The organism is Agrobacterium sp. CFBP2214, assembly GCF_030209895.1.
In the GTDB taxonomy this organism is placed as follows: domain Bacteria; phylum Pseudomonadota; class Alphaproteobacteria; order Rhizobiales; family Rhizobiaceae; genus Agrobacterium; species Agrobacterium radiobacter.
This window is the reverse complement of the sequence record NZ_JARVRC010000001.1, coordinates 1332590-1356941: the sequence shown is the minus strand read 5'-3', so window position 1 is coordinate 1356941 and position 24352 is coordinate 1332590. Positions and strand designations below refer to the sequence as shown.

The 24352-nt window shown below is 59.8% G+C and carries 23 protein-coding genes; 5 read left to right on the top strand and 18 right to left on the bottom strand.

Annotated features, from left to right (window positions below; all coding sequences use genetic code 11):
* Positions 1-2 precede the first annotated feature (2 nt).
* From hflX to dusB, 8 genes are all read right to left on the bottom strand, one after another.
* Positions 3-1442 (bottom strand): GTPase HflX, encoded by a 1440-nt coding sequence (gene hflX, locus QRN60_RS06730; RefSeq protein WP_174069586.1) that lies wholly within the window; start codon positions 1440-1442, stop codon positions 3-5.
* A 91-nt stretch (positions 1443-1533) separates the two neighbouring features.
* Entirely contained in the window at positions 1534-1776 is a 243-nt protein-coding gene (gene hfq, locus QRN60_RS06725; protein WP_003496145.1) for an RNA chaperone Hfq, read from the bottom strand.
* A 184-nt stretch (positions 1777-1960) separates the two neighbouring features.
* Positions 1961-3337: a Trk system potassium transporter TrkA gene (gene trkA, locus QRN60_RS06720; RefSeq protein WP_003502654.1), complete on the bottom strand. Its 1377-nt coding sequence runs from the start codon at positions 3335-3337 to the stop codon at positions 1961-1963.
* Between the two features lie 48 nt (positions 3338-3385).
* Positions 3386-4750, bottom strand: coding sequence for a nitrogen assimilation response regulator NtrX (gene ntrX, locus QRN60_RS06715; RefSeq protein ID WP_003502628.1), 1365 nt, complete (start codon positions 4748-4750; stop codon positions 3386-3388).
* Complete coding sequence (locus tag QRN60_RS06710) at positions 4740-7001, bottom strand: sensor histidine kinase NtrY-like (RefSeq protein ID WP_111792834.1); 2262 nt, start codon at positions 6999-7001, stop codon at positions 4740-4742. The genes ntrX and QRN60_RS06710 overlap by 11 nt, the downstream gene beginning before the upstream one ends.
* Before the next feature lie 150 nt (positions 7002-7151).
* Complete coding sequence (gene ntrC, locus QRN60_RS06705) at positions 7152-8603, bottom strand: nitrogen regulation protein NR(I) (RefSeq protein WP_003502624.1); 1452 nt, start codon at positions 8601-8603, stop codon at positions 7152-7154.
* A complete protein-coding gene (locus QRN60_RS06700; RefSeq protein WP_003502622.1) occupies positions 8600-9748 on the bottom strand; it encodes a two-component system sensor histidine kinase NtrB in 1149 nt (382 codons plus the stop codon). Before QRN60_RS06700 ends, ntrC begins: the two co-directional genes overlap by 4 nt.
* Positions 9745-10761, bottom strand: coding sequence for a tRNA dihydrouridine synthase DusB (gene dusB, locus QRN60_RS06695; protein WP_129565075.1), 1017 nt, complete (start codon positions 10759-10761; stop codon positions 9745-9747). Before dusB ends, QRN60_RS06700 begins: the two co-directional genes overlap by 4 nt.
* Positions 10762-11036: 275 nt before the next feature.
* On the opposite strand from dusB, the gene QRN60_RS06690 reads away from it, so the two are divergent.
* Positions 11037-12224 (top strand): bifunctional 2-C-methyl-D-erythritol 4-phosphate cytidylyltransferase/2-C-methyl-D-erythritol 2,4-cyclodiphosphate synthase, encoded by a 1188-nt coding sequence (locus QRN60_RS06690; protein ID WP_129565074.1) that lies wholly within the window; start codon positions 11037-11039, stop codon positions 12222-12224.
* On the top strand, positions 12221-12730 hold the full coding sequence (locus QRN60_RS06685; protein ID WP_099085433.1) for a CinA family protein: 510 nt from the start codon (positions 12221-12223) through the stop codon (positions 12728-12730). The genes QRN60_RS06690 and QRN60_RS06685 overlap by 4 nt, the downstream gene beginning before the upstream one ends.
* On the opposite strand, the gene QRN60_RS06680 is transcribed toward QRN60_RS06685, so the two are convergent.
* Both QRN60_RS06680 and QRN60_RS06675 read right to left on the bottom strand, forming a co-directional pair.
* Positions 12712-13167 carry a type II toxin-antitoxin system RatA family toxin gene (locus QRN60_RS06680; RefSeq protein WP_060724154.1) on the bottom strand — a complete coding sequence of 152 codons (456 nt, stop codon included), beginning with the start codon at positions 13165-13167 and terminating at the stop codon, positions 12712-12714. The genes QRN60_RS06685 and QRN60_RS06680 overlap by 19 nt on opposite strands.
* Before the next feature lie 9 nt (positions 13168-13176).
* A complete protein-coding gene (locus QRN60_RS06675; protein WP_035212510.1) occupies positions 13177-13746 on the bottom strand; it encodes a P-loop NTPase family protein in 570 nt (189 codons plus the stop codon).
* A 249-nt stretch (positions 13747-13995) separates the two neighbouring features.
* Between QRN60_RS06675 and QRN60_RS06670 the strand changes: the two genes are divergently transcribed.
* From QRN60_RS06670 to QRN60_RS06660, 3 genes are all read left to right on the top strand, one after another.
* Positions 13996-14172, top strand: coding sequence for a hypothetical protein (locus QRN60_RS06670; protein ID WP_003496171.1), 177 nt, complete (start codon positions 13996-13998; stop codon positions 14170-14172).
* Between the two features lie 128 nt (positions 14173-14300).
* A complete protein-coding gene (locus QRN60_RS06665) occupies positions 14301-15035 on the top strand; it encodes a helix-turn-helix transcriptional regulator (RefSeq protein WP_129565073.1) in 735 nt (244 codons plus the stop codon).
* Positions 15036-15128: 93 nt separating this feature from the next.
* Positions 15129-16058 carry a DMT family transporter gene (locus tag QRN60_RS06660; RefSeq protein WP_129565072.1) on the top strand — a complete coding sequence of 310 codons (930 nt, stop codon included), beginning with the start codon at positions 15129-15131 and terminating at the stop codon, positions 16056-16058.
* 199 nt (positions 16059-16257) lie between these two features.
* On the opposite strand, the gene lipA is transcribed toward QRN60_RS06660, so the two are convergent.
* From lipA to QRN60_RS06620, 8 genes are all read right to left on the bottom strand, one after another.
* Positions 16258-17229, bottom strand: a complete 972-nt coding sequence (gene lipA / locus QRN60_RS06655; protein WP_129565071.1) for a lipoyl synthase — start codon at positions 17227-17229, stop codon at positions 16258-16260.
* A 104-nt stretch (positions 17230-17333) separates the two neighbouring features.
* On the bottom strand, positions 17334-17582 hold the full coding sequence (locus QRN60_RS06650; protein WP_129565070.1) for a GlsB/YeaQ/YmgE family stress response membrane protein: 249 nt from the start codon (positions 17580-17582) through the stop codon (positions 17334-17336).
* 96 nt (positions 17583-17678) lie between these two features.
* The gene (gene lpdA / locus QRN60_RS06645) at positions 17679-19124 is read right to left on the bottom strand and encodes a dihydrolipoyl dehydrogenase (RefSeq protein WP_003502607.1); all 1446 of its coding nucleotides are present in this window, start codon (positions 19122-19124) and stop codon (positions 17679-17681) included.
* A 60-nt stretch (positions 19125-19184) separates the two neighbouring features.
* Positions 19185-19829, bottom strand: coding sequence for an SGNH/GDSL hydrolase family protein (locus QRN60_RS06640; RefSeq protein ID WP_129565069.1), 645 nt, complete (start codon positions 19827-19829; stop codon positions 19185-19187).
* Between the two features lie 12 nt (positions 19830-19841).
* Entirely contained in the window at positions 19842-21191 is a 1350-nt protein-coding gene (locus tag QRN60_RS06635; protein ID WP_129565068.1) for a pyruvate dehydrogenase complex dihydrolipoamide acetyltransferase, read from the bottom strand.
* A 14-nt stretch (positions 21192-21205) separates the two neighbouring features.
* Positions 21206-22627 carry a pyruvate dehydrogenase complex E1 component subunit beta gene (locus QRN60_RS06630; RefSeq protein WP_129565067.1) on the bottom strand — a complete coding sequence of 474 codons (1422 nt, stop codon included), beginning with the start codon at positions 22625-22627 and terminating at the stop codon, positions 21206-21208.
* 17 nt (positions 22628-22644) lie between these two features.
* On the bottom strand, positions 22645-23688 hold the full coding sequence (pdhA, locus tag QRN60_RS06625) for a pyruvate dehydrogenase (acetyl-transferring) E1 component subunit alpha (RefSeq protein ID WP_003521366.1): 1044 nt from the start codon (positions 23686-23688) through the stop codon (positions 22645-22647).
* A 153-nt stretch (positions 23689-23841) separates the two neighbouring features.
* Positions 23842-24159, bottom strand: a complete 318-nt coding sequence (locus tag QRN60_RS06620; protein WP_003502598.1) for an FtsB family cell division protein — start codon at positions 24157-24159, stop codon at positions 23842-23844.
* Between the last annotated feature and the right edge of the window lie 193 nt (positions 24160-24352).

Sequence of the window (24352 nt, the reverse complement as noted above, 5' to 3'; positions counted from 1 at the left end):
CCTCAGCGCTCCCAGTCCTCGCGTTCGCGGATGGTAACTTTGCCAAGCTTGCGCTCCAGCTCGGCGGCCTGCGTTTCCGACAGGCGCACATCGAGCGCCACCGATCCGTCCTCATGGTCTTCACGGGAATCCACGATGGAATTGCTGTAGACCCAGGAAATCAGCGACAGCTGCTCAACGGAAAGCACGACGGTCGTTTCCGTCAGCACACCGGAGAGGCGCTTTGAAATCTCGTCCATCAGGGCATCAACGCCCTCACCCGTGATTGCCGAAACGGCGCGAATATCCGAGCGGCCTTCGGCGCGCTGCATGATGGCGTCATGCGCTTCCGGCTCGAGACGGTCGACCTTGTTCCAGACCTCGATGATGCGCTTTTCGGCCTCCTTCTCGTCAATGCCGAGATCGCCGAGAATACGTAGCACATCCGCAGACTGTGCGGCATTATCCGGATCGGACATGTCGCGCACATGCAGAACGAGATCGGCTTCCAGCACCTCTTCCAGCGTTGCACGGAAGGCGGCGACGAGATGCGTCGGCAGGTCGGAAATAAAACCGACCGTATCGGAAAGGATGACAGTGCGGCCATGCGGCAGCTTCATCCGGCGCAATGTCGGATCGAGGGTTGCGAACAGCATGTCCTCCGCCAGAACGCCAGCACCGGTGATGCGGTTGAACAGCGTGGATTTACCGGCATTGGTGTAACCGACCAGCGCCACGATCGGATGCGGCACCTTGCGGCGCTTGGCGCGGTGAAGCTGGCGGGTGCGCACCACCTGCTCCAGCTCCTTCTCGAGCTTTACGATGCGATCCTGCAGCAATCGTCTGTCGGCCTCGATCTGCGTTTCACCCGGACCGCCCATGAAACCCGCACCACCGCGCTGGCGTTCAAGGTGGGTCCAGCTTCTGACGAGGCGGCCCTTCTGGTAGTTCAGATGCGCGAGATCAACCTGCAACGTGCCTTCCTTGGTGGAGGCGCGGCGGCCGAAGATTTCAAGGATGAGACCCGTGCGGTCGATGACCTTGGCATTCCACTGCTTTTCGAGATTTCGCTGCTGCACCGGGGTCAGCGGATGATCGACGATCACCAGGCCGGAATCCGTCTCATCGAGCAGATGGCCGATTTCCTCGATCTTGCCGGTTCCGAACAATGTCGCCGGGCGCGGCTGGTTCACCGAAACGATGAGACCCTGCGTCACCTCCAGATCGATGGCGAGCGCCAGACCCTTGGCTTCCTCAAGCTTGGCTTCAACGGAACGGCCGGGAGCGACGGGGCCTGCCGCCGCATCGCGATTTTCGCGCTGCTGCTTGAGGACGGGCACGAGGACAACCGCGCGCATGTCGTCGCGGCGCTTTTCCTGCTCCGGAATGATCGATTCGTTCGAAGTGTCGCGCGTCGAAATGGGCTCAGCCTTATCCAGAAAGAAGATTGCGGCCGACCGCATCCGCGCGGGCGGCCATGGGAATTAACCTGACGGAACGGGAAATGTTCCCGATCCGGGTCAGTCTATATCGAATATCCGTCGAGGGAGCCGATCAGGCCGCGCCTTCTTCGCTTTCGAACATCTGCATCGGCTGGCCGGGCATGATGGTGGAGATCGCATGCTTGTAGACCAGCTGCGAATGACCGTCACGGCGCAAAAGCACGCAGAAATTGTCGAAGGAGGTAACAACGCCCGTCAGCTTGACGCCGTTGATCAGGAAAATCGTGAGCGAAATCTTCTGCTTACGAACGGTATTGAGGAAGAGATCCTGAAGGTTTTGAGAACGTTCCGCCATAGCGCCGCTTCTTTCTTTTTTGCCGGCAGGGATACCGGAAAATAATCAATCAATAATAAGCCGGCCAAGTCTTGTCCCCCGCTTGGCTGACCTCAAACTCTGGTATCAAATCATGTTCCGTTCCGCAACGGTCAAAACAGCCTGACGGGTACGAGTATTGACCCGCATTTTCGATTCGGGACAGTCAAAAATATTGTATCGAAACACGGAAAAGTTGTTCCACGTCGCGCACCGCATCGGCGGATGCAAAGAGCACGACACGGTCCTTCGCCTTGATTTTCGTGCTGCCGTCAGGACGGATCACCACACCGTCGCGATAGATCGCGCCGATGCGCACGCCTTCGGGCATATCGATGTCGCGGAAGGATTGGCCGACCAGCGGCGATGTCTCCAGCGCCTCCGCCTCGATTACCTCCGCCGAACCGCGCTGGACGGCGTAGACCGAACGGATGCGCCCCTTGCGCACATGCTGAAGCACGCGGGAGATCGTCACGGCTCTGGGATTGATATAGGCATCGAGCCCCAGAGAACGGGCGACATCGTGGAATGACGTGCTGTTCAAGAGCGCCAGATTCGATTTGCAGCCGAGCTGCTTGGCAATCACGGCGGCCAGAATATTGGTCTGGTCATTGTTGGTGAGCGTTACAATCAGGTCGGCGTCCTGAATATCGGCCTGCATCAGGATTTTCTGATCGAGCGCCGAACCATGCATGACGATGGTGTGGCTCAACTGCTCGGATGCGGCAACCGCCCTGTCGCGGTCCGACTCGATGATCTTCACCCGCGTCTTCGGCTGCATCTCCTCGATCTTGTGCGCGACGAAATGGCCGATATTGCCGGCGCCCGCAATCACGATGCGCTGCGCTTCCTGCTCCTCGTGACCGAAGAGGCTTAGGGTACGGCGGGCGTGCTGGCGCTGGCAGATGACATAGGCAAGGTCGCCCACCCGCAACTGTTCCGAAGAATGCGCCACCTTCAGAATACCATCCCGGTAAACGCCAACCACCGTGGCGATGAGGTCGGGAAAGAGGCTGGAGAGTTGCTGCAGCGGTGTGTTGATGACAGGGCAATCTTCCATGCATTCGATGGCCAGCATGTAGATCGTATCTTCCGCGAACCGTACAACGTCGGTTGCGCCCGGAAAAGCGATACGCCGCAGCACCATCTTGCCGACTTCAACTTCCGGAGAAATCGTCACATCGATGGACATGTTCTCGCGGCTGAAGAGATCGGCATATTCCGGCTTCAGATAGCTCTGGTCGCGGATGCGGGCGATCTTGGTCGGCACGCTGAAGAGCGCATGCGCCACCTCACAGGCGACGATATTGATCTCGTCATGCAGCGTAACGGCGATGATCATGTCGGCCTGGTCGGCGCCGGCCTTGGCCAGCATGTCGGGATGGGCGCCATGGCCGACATAACCGCGCACATCCAGCGTCTCGGTTATGGCGGTGATGAGCGGCGCGGCGGTATCGATGACCGATACCTCATTATCCTCCCGCGACAATTGCTCCGCGATGCCGTAACCCACCTGCCCTGCGCCGCAAATGATGACTTTCATGCTGTCTCTCTGACGGAATAATCGGTTACGGCAAAGCGCCTTCGTCCCTTATACGCCGAGAGATTTCAGTTTGCGATGCAGCGCCGACCGTTCCATACCGACAAATTCCGCCGTGCGCGAAATATTGCCGCCGAAGCGGTTGATCTGGGCCATCAGGTAGTCCCGCTCGAACATTTCACGCGCTTCGCGCAGCGGCAGGGTCATGATGTGCTGATCGCCCTGCGCCGAAATCTTCGGCAGCATGTCGCCAATATCCGCCGGCAGCATGTCGGCCGAGATCGGCGCTTCGCCGCCTTCGGGCCGCGCCAGAATCATCAGCCGCTCGATATTGTTGCGGAGCTGGCGGATGTTGCCCGGCCAGTCATGGGTCTGGAGAACGGCCATGGCGTCATCCCCGATCTTGCGCGGGCGAATGCCAGCCTGTTCGGAAATCTGCCGCATGAACATGTCGACGAGGAAGGGGATATCTTCGCGGCGCTCGGAAAGCGCCGGCACCTTCACCGGCACCACCGCGAGGCGATGATAGAGGTCCTCGCGGAACTGGCCTTCGGCGATCAGGCTTTCGAGATGGTGGGCGGTCGAGGAAATGATGCGCACATCCACCTTCACCCGCTTGCCGCCGCCGACACGCTCGAATTGCTGGTCGACCAGCACGCGCAGGATCTTGTTCTGCGTCTCGCGCGGCATTTCACCGACTTCATCGAGATAAAGCACGCCGCGATGGGCTTCTTCCAAGGCGCCTACCTTGCGTGGCTGCCCGGGCAGGCCTTCCGTGCCAAACAGCGCAATTTCCATGCGGTCGGGCGTGATCGTCGCGGCATTGAGCGCCACGAAAGGTCCTGTAGCGCGCGAGGATTTCTTGTGCACCATGCGCGCCACCAGCTCCTTGCCGGAACCGGAGGGGCCGAGGATCATGATGCGGCTGTTGGTGGGGGCCACCCTGTCAATGGTCTGGCGAAGCTGCGACACGGCAAGTGACGCACCAACGAGTTCAACCGCGTCACCGGTGCGCTTCTTGAGTTCCTGAACCTCGCGCTTCAGCTTGGAGTTTTCCAGCGCCCGCTCGGCGATCAGGATCAGCCGGTCGGCCTTGAACGGCTTTTCGATAAAGTCGAAAGCGCCACGCTTGATGGCGTTGACGGCGGTTTCGATATTGCCGTGACCGGAAATCATGACGACAGGAATTTCGGGATGGCGGCTCTTGATTTCGTCCAGCAGCGCCAGACCATCGAGCTTCGAACCCTGCATCCAGATATCGAGAAAGATCAGACGCGGCACGCGTTCCGAAATGGCGGCCAGCGCGCTGTCGCTGTCGAACGCCATGCGGGTCTCGTGTCCCTCGTCGGAAAGAATGCCCGCTACGATTTCGCGAATGTCCGCCTCGTCATCCACGACCAGAATATCAGACGCCATATGCTGCTTCCTTGTTATTTTCACTGCCGACCGCCTCGATATAGGGCAGCAGCACTCGGATCATGGCGCCATGGCCATGGTCGAATTCGGCCGGGGCATCATGGAGCTCCAGATACCCGCCATGTTCTTCGATGATTTTCTTGACGATGGCGAGGCCGAGGCCGGTGCCCTTGTCCCGCATCGTCATATAGGGTTCGAGAATGCGGTGACGGTTCTCGACGGGAAGGCCGCGGCCATTGTCGATGATGTCAGCCACGAAACGGGAATTGGCCTCGTCGAAGGAGGCGCGCACCAGGATTTTACCCGGACGCTTTTCGCCTTCCACCGCCTCGATGGCTTCCGTCGCATTCTTGATGAGATTGCCGAACGCCTGTCCCAGCATGCGGGCATCGAACATGCCCTCCAGCGGGATGTCGCCCAGTTCCGTTGAGAATTTCGTGTCGGCGGCGCTGATTTCGCGCAGGAACGCCGCGTCCTTCAAAATCGAACGCAGGTCCGATTTTTCCTTCGTTGGTTTGGGCATACGCGCAAAAGCGGAGAATTCATCCACCATCCGGCCGATATCACCGACCTGCCGGACGATGGTGTCCGTACACTGGTCGAAAATGGCGCGGTCGCTCTCATCGATCTGCTTGCCGAAACGGCGCTTGATGCGCTCGGCGGAAAGCTGGATCGGCGTCAGCGGGTTCTTGATTTCATGAGCGATGCGCCGCGCCACATCCGACCATGCGGTGGAGCGTTGGGCGATGACGAGATCGGTGATGTCGTCGAGCGTGATGACATAGCTGTCGCGGCTGTCGCGGGCGTCCTCGCGGGTCACCTGCACATTGAGGGTACGCTCCTTGCCGCGCCGCATGATATTGATCTGCTTGCGGAAGTTGCCGCGCGACCAGGTGTTGGCCTCGGTCACGACCTCTTCGATTTCAGGCGCAATCTCCGACAGTTGCGCACCGATAAGCTGCTCGGAGGTCTGCGCCAAGAACTCTTCGCCCGAGGGATTGACGATGGTGATCTTGCGGTTCTCGTCAACGCCGATAACAGCGGCGGTAACGCCCGACAGCACCGCCTCGATGAAGCGGCGGCGATCGTCGATATCGTCTTTCGCCTCGATGATCTGTTCCTGCTGGCTGCGCAGTTCCGAGACCATCTTGTTGAAGGTGCGCGACAGACGCCCGACGTCGCCATCAACGGCGCGAACGGGCACCAGCACATGCATGTTGCCGGTGGCGACACTGTCTGCGGCGCTGATGAGAAGCCGGATCGGGCGCACGATACGGTCGGCGACTGCGATCGCCGTCCAGATCGCCGCCAGAAGCACGATCAGCGCAAAACCGAGATAGAGGATCGCAAAGGCGATCTGCAGCGGCGCACGGCCTGCCTCCATCGCCTTGTATTCGGCGCGGTTCTCTTCCATCAGCCGCATTGCGCCCATGACCTTGGGATCGACGGCGCGTACCGTGTAAAGGAAGGTTCCGCTAATGCCTTCGAGCTTGATAATCGCGCCAACGAGGTTGGTGATGCCAGGCGGGATCAGCGTCGGCTGACCGGCGGCGGCCTTTTCAAGCGCGTCATGCGGAATGGCGGGAAGCGGTTTTTCCGTCTTGATATCGGCCTGCGCGACGGCGTCGCCGTCTTCCTGCACCAGAAACGCGCCAAGCAGGCCGCGTCCCTTGGCCTGACGGGTCATGAGATCAACGAAGCCGGTGCGGTCTAGATAAAAAAGCGCGCGGTTGCGGTCGAGGTCGGTGGCCATCGACAGGGTCTGGCCCTGAAGATAACCGGCATTTTCCATCATATAGGCCTGGGCGATGTTGCTCGACGAATCGACGATCGACTGCGTGCGCAGCGAAAACCAGCGGTCGAGACCGACATTCAGCGTCAGGCTGGCGAAGATGGCGACAAGCACGGCGGGCGTGATCGCCACGATGGAGAAAAGCACGACGATGCGCACGTGCAGACGCGCCGCCGCCCTGCCCTTTTTCCGGGCTTTCAGCAGGCGGTTGATTTCGCGGCCGATCAGAAAGATCAGGCCGATCACGAAGATCGAATTGATGACGACGGAAGCGATAACGACGTTGGATGTCGGCGCAATCGGGGTCACGCCGAGCAGCACGAAGAGGGTAATGATGGCGCAGACGAGGGCGACGCCGGCGAGCACCAGCCCCGGCAGAGCGAAAGACATCCTGCGATCGGCAACCACCATGCCCGCTGCTTCGTCAGCAACGGCGTTTTCGGCGGCGGGTTTCCGCATCAACTACTCCCAATCGCTGGCCAGCCAGCACCACATTCCTGAAGTCAGGCAAGATTCACCGCAGTTCGGCGAATCTCTCTCCCTCCTAGTGTTTTCCAAGCAACACAATGTGGCGAAAATGCAACGACAGATGCGGCCTTGTCAACATTCTCAGCTGGGGCGGGAGCTGCGATACACGGAAACTCCAAGCTCGCGGATTTTCTTGCGCAGCGTATTGCGGTTGAGGCCAAGAAGATCGGCAGCCTTGATCTGGTTGCCGCGTGTCGCCGTCAAGGCGGCAAGAATCAGCGGATATTCCAGTTCGCGCAGCACGCGGTCGTAAAGACCCGGCGGCGGCAAGCCATCACCAAAGCTTGAGAAATAATCCCGCATGTTTTCCTCGACCGCCTGCGAAATGGTGAGTGAGCCGGTGCGGACCGCCATCTTGTCGAGCGGGCTGTCCGGAACATCCGACTGCAATTCCTGCTCGATGATTTCGCGGGTGATGACCTCCTGCGGATAAAGCGCCATCAGACGGCGGATCAGGTTTTCCAGCTCGCGCACGTTGCCCGGCCAGGCATAGGCCTTCATGACCTCCAGCGCCTCGGTCTCGAAACGCTTGCCTTCCAACCCTTCCTTTTCACCCTGCTGGATGAAATGGCGCACGAGATCGGGAATATCCTCGGCACGGTCGCGCAGCGGCGGCAGGCGCAGCGGCACGACGTTCAGGCGATAATAGAGGTCTTCGCGGAAGAGACCCTGATTGATCGACTGCTTCAAATCCTTGTTGGTGGCGGCGACGATGCGGACATCGGTGCGGATCGGCGTGCGTCCGCCGACGGTCGTATATTCACCCTGCTGCAAGACGCGCAGCAGGCGCGTCTGGGCGTCCATCGGCATGTCGCCGATTTCATCGAGGAACAGCGTGCCACCCTCGGCCTGTTCGAAACGGCCGGTCGAGCGGTTCTGCGCGCCGGTGAAGGCGCCCTTCTCATGGCCGAACAGTTCGGATTCGATCAGATCGCGCGGGATTGCCGCCATGTTGATGGCGACGAAGGGCCCGTTGCGGCGCTTGCCGTAATCATGCAGCGCGCGCGCCACCAGTTCCTTACCCGTACCGGATTCGCCTGTTATCATCAGCGTCAGGTCGGTCTGCATCAGGCGGGCGAGAACGCGGTAGATTTCCTGCATCGCCGCCGAGCGGCCAACCAGCGGCATGCCATCCTGCATGTCGTCATCAAGCTTGGCCGGCTTGCGCTTCGGCTCCGACAAAGCGCGGCCGATGATCGCGATCAGTTCCGTCAGGTCGAAGGGCTTCGGCAGATAGTCGTAAGCGCCTTTTTCCGAGGCCTTGATGGCGGTCATGAAGGTGTTCTGCGCGCTCATGACAAGAACCGGCAGGTCCGGACGGGCCTTCTTGATGCGAGGCAGAAGATCGAAGGCGTTTTCATCCGGCATCACGACATCGGTAACGACCAGATCGCCCTCACCTGCCGAAACCCAGCGCCAGAGCGTTGCGGCATTGGAGGTGATGCGCACGTCGTAACCGGCACGGCTGAGCGCCTGGTTGAGTACCGTGCGGATTGCGGCATCATCATCGGCGACGAGGATCGTAGCTGTCATAGGTCATTTCCTGTCGTGTTCGGCAAGGTGATGTCGTCGAGCGCCACTTCCGGCGAGACGGGCATCAATACGCGGAAAGTCGTGCGATGGTTCTGGCTGTCGCATTCGACGATGCCGCCATGGGCGCCGATCAGCTTGGCGACAAGCGCCAGGCCCAGGCCCGAACCATTCGTCTTGGTGGTGATGAAGGGATCGAAGAGATGCGGTAAGAGATCGGCCGGAACGCCCGGGCCATTGTCATGCACGCAGAATTCGAGCGGCAGCGAGATGCGCTCGCGGCTGCCGGCGACGGAAAGTCGCATGCCGGGACGGTAGGCGGTGGTCAGCAATATCTCGCCATCCGACTGGTTGCCCACGGCTTCCGCCGCATTCTTCACCAGATTGAGGAAGACCTGAACCAGCTGGTCGCGATTGGCATAGACCGGCGGCAGCGACGGGTCATAGTTCTCGGAAATCTTGATGTTGCGGGCAAAACCGGCCTTGGCGATGGCCTTCACATGATCGAGCACCGAATGGATGTTGACCGGCACGCGATCCACCGGCCGCTCGTCGGAAAACACCTCCATGCGGTCGACCAGCGAAACGATACGGTCGGTCTCATCGCAGATCAGCCGCGTCAGCGCCCGGTCCTCGTCGGCAACCGATGTCTCCAGAAGCTGGGCCGCGCCGCGAATGCCTGACAGCGGGTTCTTGATTTCATGCGCGAGCATCGAGGCAAGGCCGGTTACGGAACGGGCAGCGGCGCGATGGGTCAATTGCCGGTCGATCTTGTCCGCCATCGACCGCTCCTGAAAGACGACGACAACCGAACCCGGCTCGCTGACAACGGGCGCCACATAGAGATCGACGAGCTTGTCCTGTCCAAGCCGTGGCGAACTCAGATCGACGCGATATTCATTGACCGGCGCGCGGCGCTCCCGCACCTGATCAATCAACGCCAGAAGCGGGCTGCCGAAGGGAATGAATGTGGAAACGCGGTAGCGGGCAAGATGGGAGGCGCTTGCTCCGAAAAAGGCTTCGGCTTCCCAATTGGCGAATGCAATGAAACCTTCGGCATCCACCAGAATGACGGGGTTCTGCACCGCGTTCAGAACCGCCATGGCGAGCGGGTTTGCATCTGCCGGGCTGTGTTTGTCAGCGCTCATGCGGCCTTCCTTGCGGCGTCTTCGCCCGCATTTGCGCAAAGTGCGGAGCGCAGCAGATCGGCCACCTCCACCGTGTCACGCGATGTCATGATTTGAGCCTTGTCTGGCGTGGCGATCTCTGGCGCGAAACGGTCGAGATACCAGCCCAGATGTTTGCGGGCATGCCGGAGACCGGCTTCCATTCCGTAAAATTCCAGCATCATCTCGTAATGCTCGATGGCAATGGCGGGAATATCGTCGCGGTGCGGCGCTGCATGTCCGGCGAGCACTGCCGGCAGCCAGGGTTGTCCCTGTGCGCCGCGCCCGACCATGACGGCATCCGCACCCGAACGGCGCAAGATTTCGCGCGCATCTTCGGCCGTCTCCACATCTCCATTGGCGATGAGAGGGACGGAAATTACATCGCGAACGGCGCGGATGGCGTTCCAGTCGGCCCGTCCCTCGTAAAACTGCATGCGGGTGCGGCCGTGAATGGTGATGAGCTGAACACCTGCCGCCTCGGCGCGGCGGGCGATATCAGGCGCATTGATGGTGTTTTCGTCCCAGCCCAGCCGCATCTTCAGCGTCACAGGCACATCGACCGCATTGACCGTCGCCTCGATCAGCGAGAGTGCGTGATCGGGGTCACGCATCAGCGCCGAGCCGGAATAACCGCCTGTCACCTTCTTGGCCGGGCATCCCATATTGATATCGATGATGCCGGCGCCGTTATCGGCCGCGATCTTCGCCGCCTCGGCCATGAAATGCGCCTCGCGCCCGGCAAGCTGCACCATATGCGGAACCATGCCGGCATTTTTCAGCCGCGCCCATGATTCTCCCCTGTTAGCGACAAGTTCGCGGCTCGCCACCATTTCCGTCACGACGAGACCCGCACCATAACGCCAGGCAAGCTGCCGAAACGGCAGATCCGTGACGCCCGACATGGGCGCCAGCACGGCACGATTACGGATCGTAACTGAGCCGATGCCGAACGGTTCTGACAACTCCGGAAGATGCAATTGATGATCTTTCATGCAGAAGGGTTATTTGCATTATTTTTAGACAGTGTTTGCGCGGTTGCCAAGCACTTTTAGAGGGTTGCACCTTTTATTTGCTGGGCGACTGCCTGCCTGTTTTGCTGTCGGCAGCAATTTGTGCAGGTTCAAAGGCCAATGATGATCGATCCTGCGTCATGCAGGGGCGAATGCGCGTCTTATCGGGCTGGCCATCCGGGTTTTGAAACGCTAGAGCAGGACTGTCAACCGCTAAGGGTTGCGCGCAAAGCATATGACCAATGCAGGAAAGTACTATGAAACTCGGCATCGTCATCGTCGCCGCGGGACGCGGTGAAAGGGCAGGCTCGCCCGAGGAAGGGCCGAAGCAATATCGCCCGATCGGCGGCAGGGCCGTGATCGAGCATACATTGGCGACGTTCCTCGGCTGGAATGGCGCCTCCCCCATCGTGGTCGTCAGCCATGCCGACGATACAGCACTGCTGTCACCAATTCTGCAGCGACTGGATGCGGGTGAGCGGATTGCCACCGTGACAGGCGGCGCGACGCGCCAGCAATCGGTACTGGCCGGGCTGGAGGCGCTCGCCTCGGAAGAGCTGACGCATGTTATGATCCATGACGCCGTGCGGCCTTTCGTCGCCGTGGACATGCTGGAACGCATCATCGCCCTGCATCAGGCTGGCGCCACCGGCGTTCTGCCTGCCCTGCCCGTCACCGATACACTGAAGCGCGGCTCTGACGACCTCGTCGTACAGACAGTTTCCCGGCAGGGTCTTTATGCGGCGCAGACACCGCAGAGCTTCAATTACGGTGATATTCTTCGCGCGCATCGCGCTGCTGCTGCTTCCGGCAAAACGGATTTCACCGATGACGCATCCATCGCCGAATGGGCCGGGCTGACGGTGACGCTGACCGAAGGTTCGGTCGACAACGTAAAACTCACTCTCAAGCGGGATATCGCCATGGCCGATGAAAAGCTTTCTCACGGATTGCCCGACGTGCGCACCGGCAATGGTTACGACGTGCATCAGCTGGAGGCCGGGGATGGCGTCACCCTCTGCGGCATCTTCATCGAGCATGACCAGAGACTGAAAGGTCATTCGGATGCCGATGTGGCGCTGCATGCGCTGACCGATGCGCTGCTCGCCACCTGCGGCGCCGGCGATATCGGCGACCATTTCCCGCCCTCGGATCCGCAATGGAAGGGTGCGGCCTCCCGTATCTTCCTCGAACACGCGGCCAAGGTGGTGCGTGACAATGGCGGCACGATCATGAATGCCGACGTTTCGCTGATCGCCGAAGCGCCACGCATCGGTCCGCACCGCCAGGCCATGCGGGAAGCGCTTTCGGACATGCTCGGCATCGCGCTGGAGCGCTGCTCGGTGAAAGCGACGACCAACGAGACGATTGGCTTCGTCGGCCGCCGGGAGGGCATTGCGGCGATCGCCACCGCCACCGTTGTCTACCGGGGCAGACCGCTATGAGCCTTTTTCCCGCTGACATAGAAGAACTGGCGCGGCGGATCATCACCGATTTCACCGCCCGCGGTTTCATGGTCTCGACAGCCGAGAGCTGCACGGGCGGCCTGATCGCCGGCGCGCTGACGGAGATTGCCGGCTCCTCCGCCGTCGTCGATCGTGGTTTCGTCACCTATACCAATGAAGCCAAGATGGACATGCTGGGGGTTGGCGTCGGGACACTGGCGAATTTCGGCGCGGTATCCCGGCAGACGGCGCTGCAAATGGCGCATGGCGCGCTGTTCCGTTCACGGGCGGATTTTGCCGTGGCCGTAACCGGCATTGCAGGCCCGGGCGGCGGCTCTTCGGAAAAACCGGTGGGACTGGTGCATCTGGCGGCCAAGGCGCGCAACGGCCACAGCCTGCATAAGGAGATGCATTACGGCGATATCGGTCGCACCGAAATCCGTCTTGCGACGGTTAAGACAGCGCTCGAGATGCTGACTGCACTTAATCAGGCCGGGTCGGCATAAATCTTGTCGGCGCGGGTCTCGAAAGCTTCCGCGAACATGCGGAACGCCCGGTCGAACATCGATCCCATGACCGCGCCGAGCAGTCGGTTCTTGAATTCATAGTCGATGAAGAAATGAATGGCTGAGCCGTCCTCGTCCGAGGCCTCGAAACGCCAGCGATTTTCGAGATATTTGAACGGTCCGTCGATATATTTCACATCAATGGCGCGCTCCGCAGGGTTCAGCAGCACCTGGGTGGTGAAGGTCTCACGAATGGCCTTGTAACCAACCGTCATATCCGCCACCAGCAGTATCTTGCCGTCGCGTTCCTTGCGCGAGCGGACGGTGAGCGCCTCGCAAAGGGGAAGAAACTGCGGATATTTCTCCACATCGGCGACGAGGTCGTACATGCGGTCGGGCGAGTGTTTGACAAGGCGATGCGTTTCGAACTGTGGCATGAGCGGCAGTTAATCCTCGATAACGAGAAGATCAAGAAGGCGGCGAAACTGTTTTCGGCTTTTCAGCTGGAATACCGGCACATCAGGACCATAAAGCGCGAAATTCTGCTCAAAAATCGGGGCGTGGCGGCGTTCGAAATTCCAGATATAGCGCAGGAAATCGATGTCTATCCTTTCGGGACATCCCTCCGCCATTTCGGGCCGCGCCTTGCCGTAACCCTTGATCGCCCGGCTGACGGCGCCCCACAGGCAGAGCCAGCGCGGCATGCGCACCCAGAGAACGATGTGGGACCTCGGCAGGCGCATATCGAAAGACGACGGGTTGCTGCCGTCCATCAGCCAGCGCTCTTCGGTGATGATGGCGGCTATCCTCTGCCGCTGCTCATGGCGGGCGCGCGCCTGCCAGCCGGGCAGCCAGAAAATCTCCCGATCCATGGAGATATAACGAAGCCCGAAATTGCCCGCGAGCTTCTGCGAAAGCGTCGACTTGCCGCCGCCGGAACAGCCAACGACCAATATGCGCTGCGCGCCGGCGATAATCGCGGCAGCATCTTCTACCCTGTGAAGATAGTTCGGCATTTGATAGACCTCATCCAACCGCTGGATATATTTCTGCCACCCGGTCATAACCCTTGAGCGATATCGTTACCGCGCATGGCAGTTACGGAAAATTGACTATTGTAACTCCGTCGCAGGGATTGCTATTTATTTGCGACTAATATTACACCCATTGGATGCAACGGCGCTGGAAGCTCCCAATTTCACCCAGCGTATTCATCCTTGGGTTCAGACCCGATACATAACCGCTTTGAGCCACTGAGTGAGCCGATGGACGATTTTTCCAACATCATCAACCTTCTCGAATCCGCAAAACAACTCGCATCGATGAACGGCATGCCGGTGCTTGCCTATCTTATCGATGTCGCGAAATGCGAGGCGAGAGAGAACAAGCCGGTTCTGCGCAAGCGCAAACGCGGCGAATCGACCGCCAAGGAAGACTGTTAATTGCCGGCGCGCAGAGCCGACGGATAAAGCCGACTGGCCCAATCTTCAAGACGATGTCATAATCAAACAATGAAACCGGCCGCTTTTTCGAGGCGGCCATTTCTTTGCACAATGGAAACGACAGCGTCATGACAGCCGCATCCGCCGATATCAGAACCTACAGGGAAGAAAGACCGAAGGAACGGCATGGCTTCGTTCAGATCGTTCTTCCGGTCTCCGGGCGTCTGCTGATCGATGTAGCCGGACGGCAGGATGAATTGTCGACCGGGCGCGGCGTCTTCATCCATCGCGACACACCGCATACCCAGGAAGCGACAGCGAGCAATCACTCACTGGTGGTCGATATCGATGAAAGCGCCCTTCCCGCGCAAACCCTCGAAAAATTCGCCCGTTCGCCGTTTCTCGACATAGCGCAGGATACCCGGCAATTGATCGCCTATATGCGCGGCATCATCGGAGCGGATGGGCGGCGCGACGATATTGCCGGTCTGTGGGCGCCGCTGCTGATCGACAGCCTGGCCGACGAACGAACCGATATCCGCCAACGCCTGCACAGGCTCGCCGCGGTCGTCAGGGCGGAACTGTTCTTCCCCTGGACCATCGGGATGCTTGCCTCCTGCGTGACGATCAGCGACAGCCGTCTGCATGCTCTGTTTCTCGAAGAATTCGGCCTCCCACCTCACCGCTGGCTGGCCGGGCTGCGCATGGACAAGGTTTTTGCATTGCTCGACGATTCCGCCCTGCCAATTGCCGAGATTGCCCTACGGGCCGGCTTTTCCGACCAGACGGCACTGACGCGCGCCATGCGCAATGCGGTGGGTGAAACGCCCGCTGCCTATCGCCGAAACCGCGGCATTCATTAGAACCGTCTACACGGTCATCAGGAGTTTTTGTCAAGACAGCCGGAAGGGGCTGTGGCACATCGCAGGCAAATGCGAATGCGGATGTGACAGGACATGAACAGGACAGGTCTCGGTGTTTTTTATGGCATGCTGGCGGGAGCGATGTGGGGAGGCATCTTTCTCGCCCCCAAACTCGTGCCGGATTTTTCCGCCCTACAACTGTCGACGGCGCGTTACCTCACCTACGGGCTGATTTCCCTCATCATCATTGGACCGCGCATCAGGCGGGTTTCCGCCCGTTTTGGCGTGCGGGAATGGTTTGCGCTCGGCTGGCTGAGCATGATCGGCAATATCGCCTATTATGTCTTCATATCGACAGCCGTTAAACTCAGCGGTGTCGCTTTCACCTCCATCATCATCGGTTTCCTGCCCGTCGCCGTCACCATCATCGGCAGTCGCGACCACGGCGCGGTATCGCTCCGGCGGCTATGGCCGTCGCTTGTTTTCGGCGCAATCGGCATTGTCGGCATTTCCTGGCAATCGCTGGTGCAAGGCGATGGTGGGCTCAATGTTTCACGCGTCATCGGCCTTGCCTGCGCGCTCGGGGCACTGGCCTCCTGGACGGCCTTTGCCGTCGGCAACGCCCGCTGGCTTTCCCGCCTCCACGATGTCAGCGCCGATGACTGGAACATGATGACGGGTGTGGTGACCGGCGCACTGGCGCTGGCGCTGGCAATTCCGGCTTTTGGCCTTGGTGGCGCAAGCCACGCTTCCGGGGATTGGCTGCATTTCGCCGCCGTTGCCGCAGGCCTCGGCGTCACCGCCTCCATTATCGGCAATGCGCTATGGAACCGCATGAGCCGACTTCTGCCGCTCACCATGGTCGGACAGATGATCCTGTTCGAAACGCTGTTTGCGCTGCTTTACGGTTTTCTCTGGGAGGGACGTGGCCCGACGCTGGTTGAGGTCGTCGCGATCTGCTCAGTAGTGCTGAGCGTGGTGCTGTGCATGCGGGCGCATCGCCCGAAGAAGGTTGTGGCGTAATTAGCTTAAGGGCCGAAGACAGGCGATTGAGCCATTTCGTAAGGATCGCCTCCAGCTCAACGTCATCCTCGGGCCCGTCCCGAGGATCCAATCACGTATCGTAAAGTACAGAGGTTGCAGATGCTCGGGACAAGCCCGAGCATGAGAGCGTGCAAAACGTGCGATGACACGTCGTTTTGCCCAGCCTTTCCGCCCCTGATTACTCAGCAGCAGCCAGCAGCTTCTTCTCGCGGGCAGCACGCAGGCGCTCGAAATCGTCGCCGGCATGGTGCGAGGAGCGGGTCAGCGGGCTCGACGACACCATCAGGAAGCCCTTGGTATAGGCCACCGTCTCGTAGGACTTGAATTCCTCCGGCGTCACGAAGGCCTCGACCTTGTGGTGCTTGCGGGTCGGCTGCAGATATTGGCCGATGGTCAGGAAGTCCACGTCGGCGCTGCGCAGGTCGTCCATCAGCTGCAGCACTTCGTTGCGCTCTTCGCCAAGGCCGACCATGATGCCCGACTTGGTGAACATGGTGGGATCGAGTTCCTTCACCCGCTGCAGGAGGCGCACGGAGTGGAAATAGCGCGCGCCGGGGCGAACCGTCAGATAGTTGCCAGGAACGGTTTCCATATTGTGGTTGAAGACATCGGGCTTGGCGGCAACAACACGTTCCAGCGCGCCCGACTTCTTCAGGAAGTCAGGCGTGAGGATTTCGATGGTCGTCGTCGGAGACGCGGCGCGGATCGCCCAGATCACCTTCTCGAAATGTTCAGCGCCGCCATCGGCGAGGTCATCGCGGTCGACCGAGGTGATGACGACGTGCGACAGGCCCATCTGCTTGACGGCCTTGGCGACGTTCTCGGGCTCATCCATGTCAAGCGGATTGGGCTTGCCGGTCGCGACGTTGCAGAAGGCGCAGGCGCGGGTGCAGATTTCACCCATGATCATGAAGGTCGCGTGCTTCTTGTCCCAGCACTCGCCGATATTCGGACAGCCGGCTTCCTCGCACACCGTGACCAGCTTGTGCGAACGCACCAGTTCGCGCGTCTCGTGATAGCTCTTGGAGGTCGGCGCCTTGACGCGGATCCATTCCGGCTTGCGCATGACCTCGGTATCGGGCTTATGCGCCTTTTCCGGGTGGCGAATACGCTTTTCTTCGGACGACGTCCTGTCGAGAATAGTGACCATTTAAAACCTGCTTCCATCGCCTTTAGCGATCTAAACATCTGTTGGCCGGATGCTTTAGAACAATTCCAGAAAAAGCGTAAGCCCCTTCCGGTCACGAAGCCTTGTCAGCGCCGCACCTGCTTCGCCAGAAACAGCAGCAGGCTGGCGCCGAGGAAAGACGTGACAAAGTAGCCGAGCCTGCTGTCCTGCACGAAAACATCGAAGGTTCTCAGCACCGCAACAGCCACCACCGAACCGACGATGCCGAGGACGATGTTCATGAAAACGCCGAAGCGCATGTCCATGAGCTTGCCCGCAAGCCAGCCGGCGAGACCGCCGATGATGATTGCTGCAATCCAGCCTACACTTTCCATTCCACGCTCCCTGAAAGAACCGGCCCCTTGAGCGGCCTGCATCGAGACATATGGGACACCCGGCAGGGTTAGACAATGCCGGGTATCACGGAGCACTTATGCGTTCAGAACACGCCCATAGGCGTCGAGCACGCTTTCCTTCATCGACTCCGAAATCGTCGGATGCGGGAAGATCGTGTGCATCAGGTCTTCTTCCGTCGTCTCGAGATTCATGGCGACAACGAAGCCCTGAATGAGCTCGGTCACTTCCGCACCGACCATATGCGCGCCGAGCAGTTCACCGGTCTTTTTATCGAAGATAGTCTTGACCATACCCTGATCTTCGCCGAGTGCCACGGCCTTGCCGTTCGCAGCAAAGGAGAAGCGACCGACGCGGATATCGCGGCCCTGTTCCTTCGCCTTGGCTTCGGTGAGGCCGACAGAAGCGACCTGCGGGTTGCAATAGGTGCAGCCGGGAATCTTGAGCTTGTCCATCGGATGGACATTCGGCAGACCTGCAATCTTTTCGACGCAGATGACGGCCTCATGCTCCGCCTTGTGGGCGAGCAGCGGCGGGCCAGCAACATCGCCGATGGCGTAGATACCAGGTACATTGGTCTTGCCGTAACCGTCGATGACGATGAAGCCGCGATCGGTCTTCACGCCGGCAGCCTCAAGCCCGATACCTTCAATATTGGCGACGACGCCGACGGCGGAAATCATGCGGTCGGCCGTGATCTTTTCGGAAGAACCATCCTTCTTCTCAAGCGTCGCGGTGATGGAGTTCGCGCCCTTCTCGACCTTGGAAACCTTGGTCTCCAGATGGATTTTCATGCCCTGCTTTTCGAGCTGCTTCTTGGCGAAGGTGGAGATTTCCGCGTCTTCAACCGGCATGACCTGGCTCATGATTTCGACGACGGTGACGTCGACGCCCATGGTGCGGTAGAAGCTGGCGAATTCGATGCCGATGGCGCCCGACCCCATGACGAGCAGCGACTTCGGCAGTTCTTCCGGCTTCATCGCCTCGAAATAGGTCCAGATCAGCTTGCCATCCGGCTCGATGCCCGGAAGCGCGCGCGGGCGTGCGCCGGTGGCGACGATGATGTGCTTGGCGGTATAGGTGCCCTCGCCCAGCGTGTTTTTCGGCACGGGACCCTGCGGCTGAACCACCGGCTTGGTGGACTTTCCGACAACGATTTCGCCCGGCTTGGTGATCTTGGCTTCACCCCAGATGATATCGACCTTGTTCTTCTTGAACAGGAAACCGACGCCATTGTTCATGCGCGCAGCAATGCCGCGCGAGCGCGCCACAATCGCCTTGACGTCAGGCTTGATCGAGCCTTCCAGCGTCAGACCGTAATCCTTGGCGTGGGTGGCGGTGTGCATGACATCGGCGGTGCGCAGCAGCGCCTTGGTGGGAATGCAGCCCCAGTTGGAGCAGATGCCGGCCAGATGCTCGCGCTCCACGACCGCAACCTTCATGCCGAGCTGGGCTGCGCGGATCGCGGCAATGTAACCGCCTGGTCCCGAACCGATGATGATGACGTCATAAGATTGAGCCATTGGAAATCCTGCCTTGTCTTATTCGGGTGACGGCAAACCGCCCCGAAACGAGAATGAGTGTCAAAGTCCGAGCATCATGCGGACGACAGGCTCCAGCCCGCGCCCGATGGCCCGCGTGTTTTCAGCGTCGAGATGGACGCCGTCCACCGGCGTCGTGCGGGCGACAGACCCGGCATCGAAAAATCCGCAGTCGAGGTCGTCGGCAAGGTCCCGGTAAACGGAAGCCAGCATCGCCGACTCATCGATTGCATCGCGAAAGATCGCGCCCATGACGGGGTTTGCCGTCTCACTGAGTTGCGGCGGCGCGACGATCAGCACGTCAGGCGCTTCCCAGTCCGGAACTTGCCAGACATGGTTGCGCGTGAGCTTCACCAGCCGCTCGATACCCTTCATGGCGACAATCGCCGAGCCGTGGATCGACGGTTTCATGTCGTTGGTGCCGAGCATGATGATGACGAGATCAAGCGGCGCATGGCTGTGCAGCAGCGTCGGCAGAAGCCGCGCGCCGTTGCGGTCGCAATCGGCCGTCAGGTCGTCATAGGCGGTGGTGCGGCCGCCAAGACCCTCATGGATCACATGCACGTCGGAACCGAGCGCCTTCTGCAAGACGTTCGGCCAAAGATCGTCATGGCTGTGCCGGCCACCCGTTTCCGCATCAGATCCCCAGGTCAGGGAATCGCCAAAGCAGAGGACCGACTTCACCATGTTATTCTCCGATCAAACCAGCATGCCCATCGGGTTTTCGATGTAGCGCTTGAAGGTGCCGATCAGTTCGGCTCCGAGCGCGCCATCGACGCAGCGGTGGTCAGTGGAAAGCGTGACCGTCATGACATTGGCGATCTTGATCTCGCCGTTCTTCACGACAGCGCGCTGTTCGCCCGCACCGACAGCCAGGATGGTGGCATGCGGCGGGTTGATGACGGCGGAGAAGCTCTTGACGCCCATCATGCCCATGTTGGACACGGCCGTTGTGCCGCCCTGATACTCCTCGGGCTTCAGCTTGCGCTCTTTCGCGCGCTTGCCGTAGTCCTTCATCTCGTTGGAGATGGTGGAGAGCGACTTCTCTTCCGCCTTGCGGATGATCGGCGTAATCAGGCCACCCGGAATGGAAACGGCAACGCCGACATCCGAATGCTTGTGCTTGACCATGTTGCTTTCCGTCCAGGAGACGTTGGCATCAGGCACGTCGCGCAGCGCGAGAGCCAGCGCCTTGATGACCATGTCGTTGACCGAAAGCTTGTAGGCGGGCTTGCCGTCCTTTTCGGGAGCGGCGGCGTTGAGCTGGGCGCGCAGCGCCAGAAGCGTATCCAGTTCGCAATCCACGGAAACGTAGAAATGCGGAACGGTCTGCTTGGATTCGACCAGACGCTTGGCAATGACCTTGCGCATGCCGTCATGCGGCACCAGCTCGTAGGAACCCGGCTCGAACAGCTTGAGAACGGCTTCGTCGGACGGACCCTTGGCAAGTGCCGGAGCCGGTGCGCCTGCGGATGCTGCGGCGGCAGGAGCTGCCTTCGCACCACCGGAAGCGGCAGCCTTTTCCACGTCGGTCTTGACGATGCGGCCATGCGGGCCGGACCCGGAGACGGCCGTGAGGTCGAGACCGGCTTCCTTGGCAAGACGACGGGCAAGCGGCGAAGCGAAAATGCGCTCACCAGACTTTGCCACCGGAGCCGGTGTGGAAGCTGCGGCTGCCTGATCGGCTACAGGCTTTTCAGCTTTGACTGGCGCAGCTTCGCTCTTCTCTTCCTTCGGTGCCTCGGCTTTGGCCTGAGACGGAGCAGGCGCGGCATTGCCGCCCTGTGCCGCCTCGGCGACATCTTCGCCTTCCGCAGCGAGGATGGCGATCAGGGCGTTGACCTTGACCGCTTCAGTGCCGGCGGGAACGACCAGCTTGGCGACCGTGCCCTCATCGACGGCTTCCACTTCCATGGTCGCCTTGTCGGTCTCGATCTCGGCAATCACGTCACCGGGTGCGACCTTGTCGCCTTCCTTGACCAGCCACTTGGCCAGATTGCCCTCTTCCATGGTGGGAGAAAGGGCAGGCATGGTGATGTTTATCGGCATCGAAACGCCTCCCCTTACTTGTAGCAGACGGTTTTGACGGCCTGAACGACTTCATCGACGTTGGGCAGAGCCAGCTTTTCGAGGTTTGCCGCGTAAGGCATTGGAACATCCTTGCCGGCGATCGTCAGGATCGGCGCATCGAGATAGTCGAAAGCGGCGCGCATGACCTGGTTGGCGATGAAGTCACCGACCGATGACTGCGGGAAACCTTCCTCGACCGTGACCAGACGACCGGTCTTCTTGACCGATTCGATGACGGTGGGCAGATCCATCGGACGGATGGTGCGAAGGTCGATCAGTTCGACGTCGATGCCGAGCTTTTCGAGTTCCGCAACCGCCTTGATCGCGTAGGTCATGCCGATGCCGAAGGAAACGATGGTCGCGTCCGTGCCCTTGCGATGAATGCGCGCCTTGCCGATTGGCAGCACGAAATCATCGAGCTTCGGTACTTCGAAGCTCTGGCCGTAGAGAATTTCGTTCTCAAGGAAGATGACCGGGTTCGGGTCACGGATGGCTGCCTTCAGAAGACCCTTCGCGTCCGCTGCCGTGTAAGGCATGACGACCTTGAGGCCCGGAATATGGCTGTACCAGGCGGCATAACACTGCGAATGCTGAGCGCCAACGCGGGCGGCAGCACCCGAAGGACCGCGGAACACCATCGGCGCACCCATCTGGCCACCCGACATGTAAAGTGTCTTCGCTGCCGAGTTGACGATCTGGTCGATCGCCTGCATGGCAAAGTTGAAGGTCATGAATTCGACGATAGGCCGCAGGCCCGTCATTGCCGCACCGACGCCGATACCGGCAAAACCGTGCTCGGTGATCGGGGTGTCGATAACGCGGCGCTCGCCGAATTCCTGCAACAGGCCTTGGGTAATCTTGTAAGCGCCCTGATATTCGGCGACTTCTTCACCCATGACGAAGACTTTTTCGTCGGCGCGCATTTCTTCGGCCATGGCGTCGCGCAGCGCTTCACGCACCGTCGTCATCACCATTTCCGTGCCTTCAGGAATATCCGGATCGGCAGCAACTTCGATCTTGGGTGCTGCCGGAACCTTGGCGGCTTCCTTGGAAGTGCTCGGCTCTTCGGATGCTTCGCGGGTCTTGCCGCCTGCGGCATCCGAATCGGAATTTGCAGCCTCCGCCTTCGGCTCTTCCTTCTTGGCGGAAGAAGAGATGTCGGCGGCGCTTTCGCCTTCCTGAATGAGAACGGCGATCGGCGTGTTGACCTTGACGCCTTCGGTGCCGGCGTCGATCAGCAGCTTGCCGATAACACCTTCATCCACAGCTTCCACTTCCATGGTCGCCTTGTCGGTCTCGATCTCGGCAATCACGTCGCCGGATGTGACCTTGTCGCCTTCCTTTTTAAGCCATTTGGAAAGCGTGCCTTCCTCCATGGTCGGGGAAAGGGCGGGCATAAGAATTTCTACTGGCATGGGTTTCCCTTTCCCGATCAGAGCAGAATGTCGGTGTAGAGCTCGGATACATCCGGCTCTGGGTCGTTCTGGGCGAAGTCTGCGCTATCGGCGACGATATCACGGACATCCTTGTCGATGGCCTTCAACTCGTCTTCGCTTGCCCAGCCCTGCTCCAGAAGCCGTGCCTTGACCTGCTCAATCGGGTCATGTTCGGAGCGCATCTTCTGCACTTCGTCTTTCGAACGGTATTTCGCCGGGTCGGACATGGAGTGACCACGGTAACGGTAGGTCAGCATTTCCAGAATGATCGGACCCTTGCCGGAGCGGCAATGTTCCAGCGCCTGATCGGCGGCGGCCTTTACGGCGCGCACATCCATGCCATCCACCTGGATGCCGGGAATGCCAAAGGACTGGCCGCGCAGCGAATAGTTCGACTGGGCGGTGGCGCGGGCGGTCGAGGTGCCCATGGCGTAACGGTTGTTTTCGACGATATAGATGATCGGCAGCTTCCAGAGAGCAGCCATGTTGAAGCTCTCGTAGACCTGACCCTGGTTGGCCGCGCCGTCACCGAAATAAGTCACGGAAACATTGTCGTTGCCGCGATAACGGTTGGCGAAGGCAAGACCGGTTCCAAGCGAAACCTGCGCACCGACGATGCCGTGACCGCCGTAGAAATGCTTCTCCTTGGAGAACATGTGCATGGAGCCGCCCTTGCCTTTCGACAAGCCGCCCCTGCGGCCGGTCAACTCGGCCATGACGCCACGCGCGCTCATGCCCAGAGCGAGCATGTGGCCGTGGTCACGGTAAGCGGTGATGACCTGATCGCCTTCCTTCTGCGACATCTGCATGCCAACAACAACGGCTTCCTGACCGATGTAGAGGTGACAGAAACCGCCGATGAAGCCCATACCATAAAGCTGGCCGGCCTTTTCTTCGAAACGGCGGATAAGAAGCATTTCACGATAAGCGTGAAGCTCTTCTTCCTTCGAGAAGTCCGGGCTGTTCTTGCCGGTAAATTCGGTTGCAGCCTTTGCCGTTGTCTTGCGGCCGGATACGGTCGCTGGTTTTCGCGGCGCCATTCATCCCTCCCTGAGTTGCCGTTTGAATGGATAGAGTGGCGCGTACCATATGCAAGAAAATGCCATGCAGCAATGCTTTAAACGCATGGCACATATTCACGCTAAAGCTCTGTGAATAAATCACAAATGATTAATTAACTTGATTTAGGTTAATCAGAAATAGGTGTTCATGATGACGATTTCGTCCGTGCGGGACATATTGAGCTGATAGCGCGAAATCTCGTCGATCATGTCCCGCTCAAGCGAGCCGTCGCTCATCAATTCCACCTGCCGCTCAAGCGCCACACGCGCCTGCGTGAGCTTTGCGAGCTCCGCGGTGCGGGTAATGCGCTGCCGCTCCAGCCGCTCCGTCGCCTGCAGGCCGAAGTCGCCATGAATGGAATGATACCCGAAATAGGAAAGAAAAGCGATCGTGATGGCCGGAACGATCAAACGGCCGAATCGTCTCTTTTTATGATGTCTGGTCCACATGCCGGAGAGAAGCCTTAAAACGCACAACGTGATTCTGAGACTAAGCCGGATTGTTTAACTATCCGTTGACCTTAAATTCCTGTCGGCTGACGGACGCAAAAAAGCCCGCCGGAAGGCGGGCTACGTTTGCAAAGAGAGTTCTCCTCTCAACTTCGTCATCCTCGCCCTTGGGACGAGGATCTATAAGTGGTTT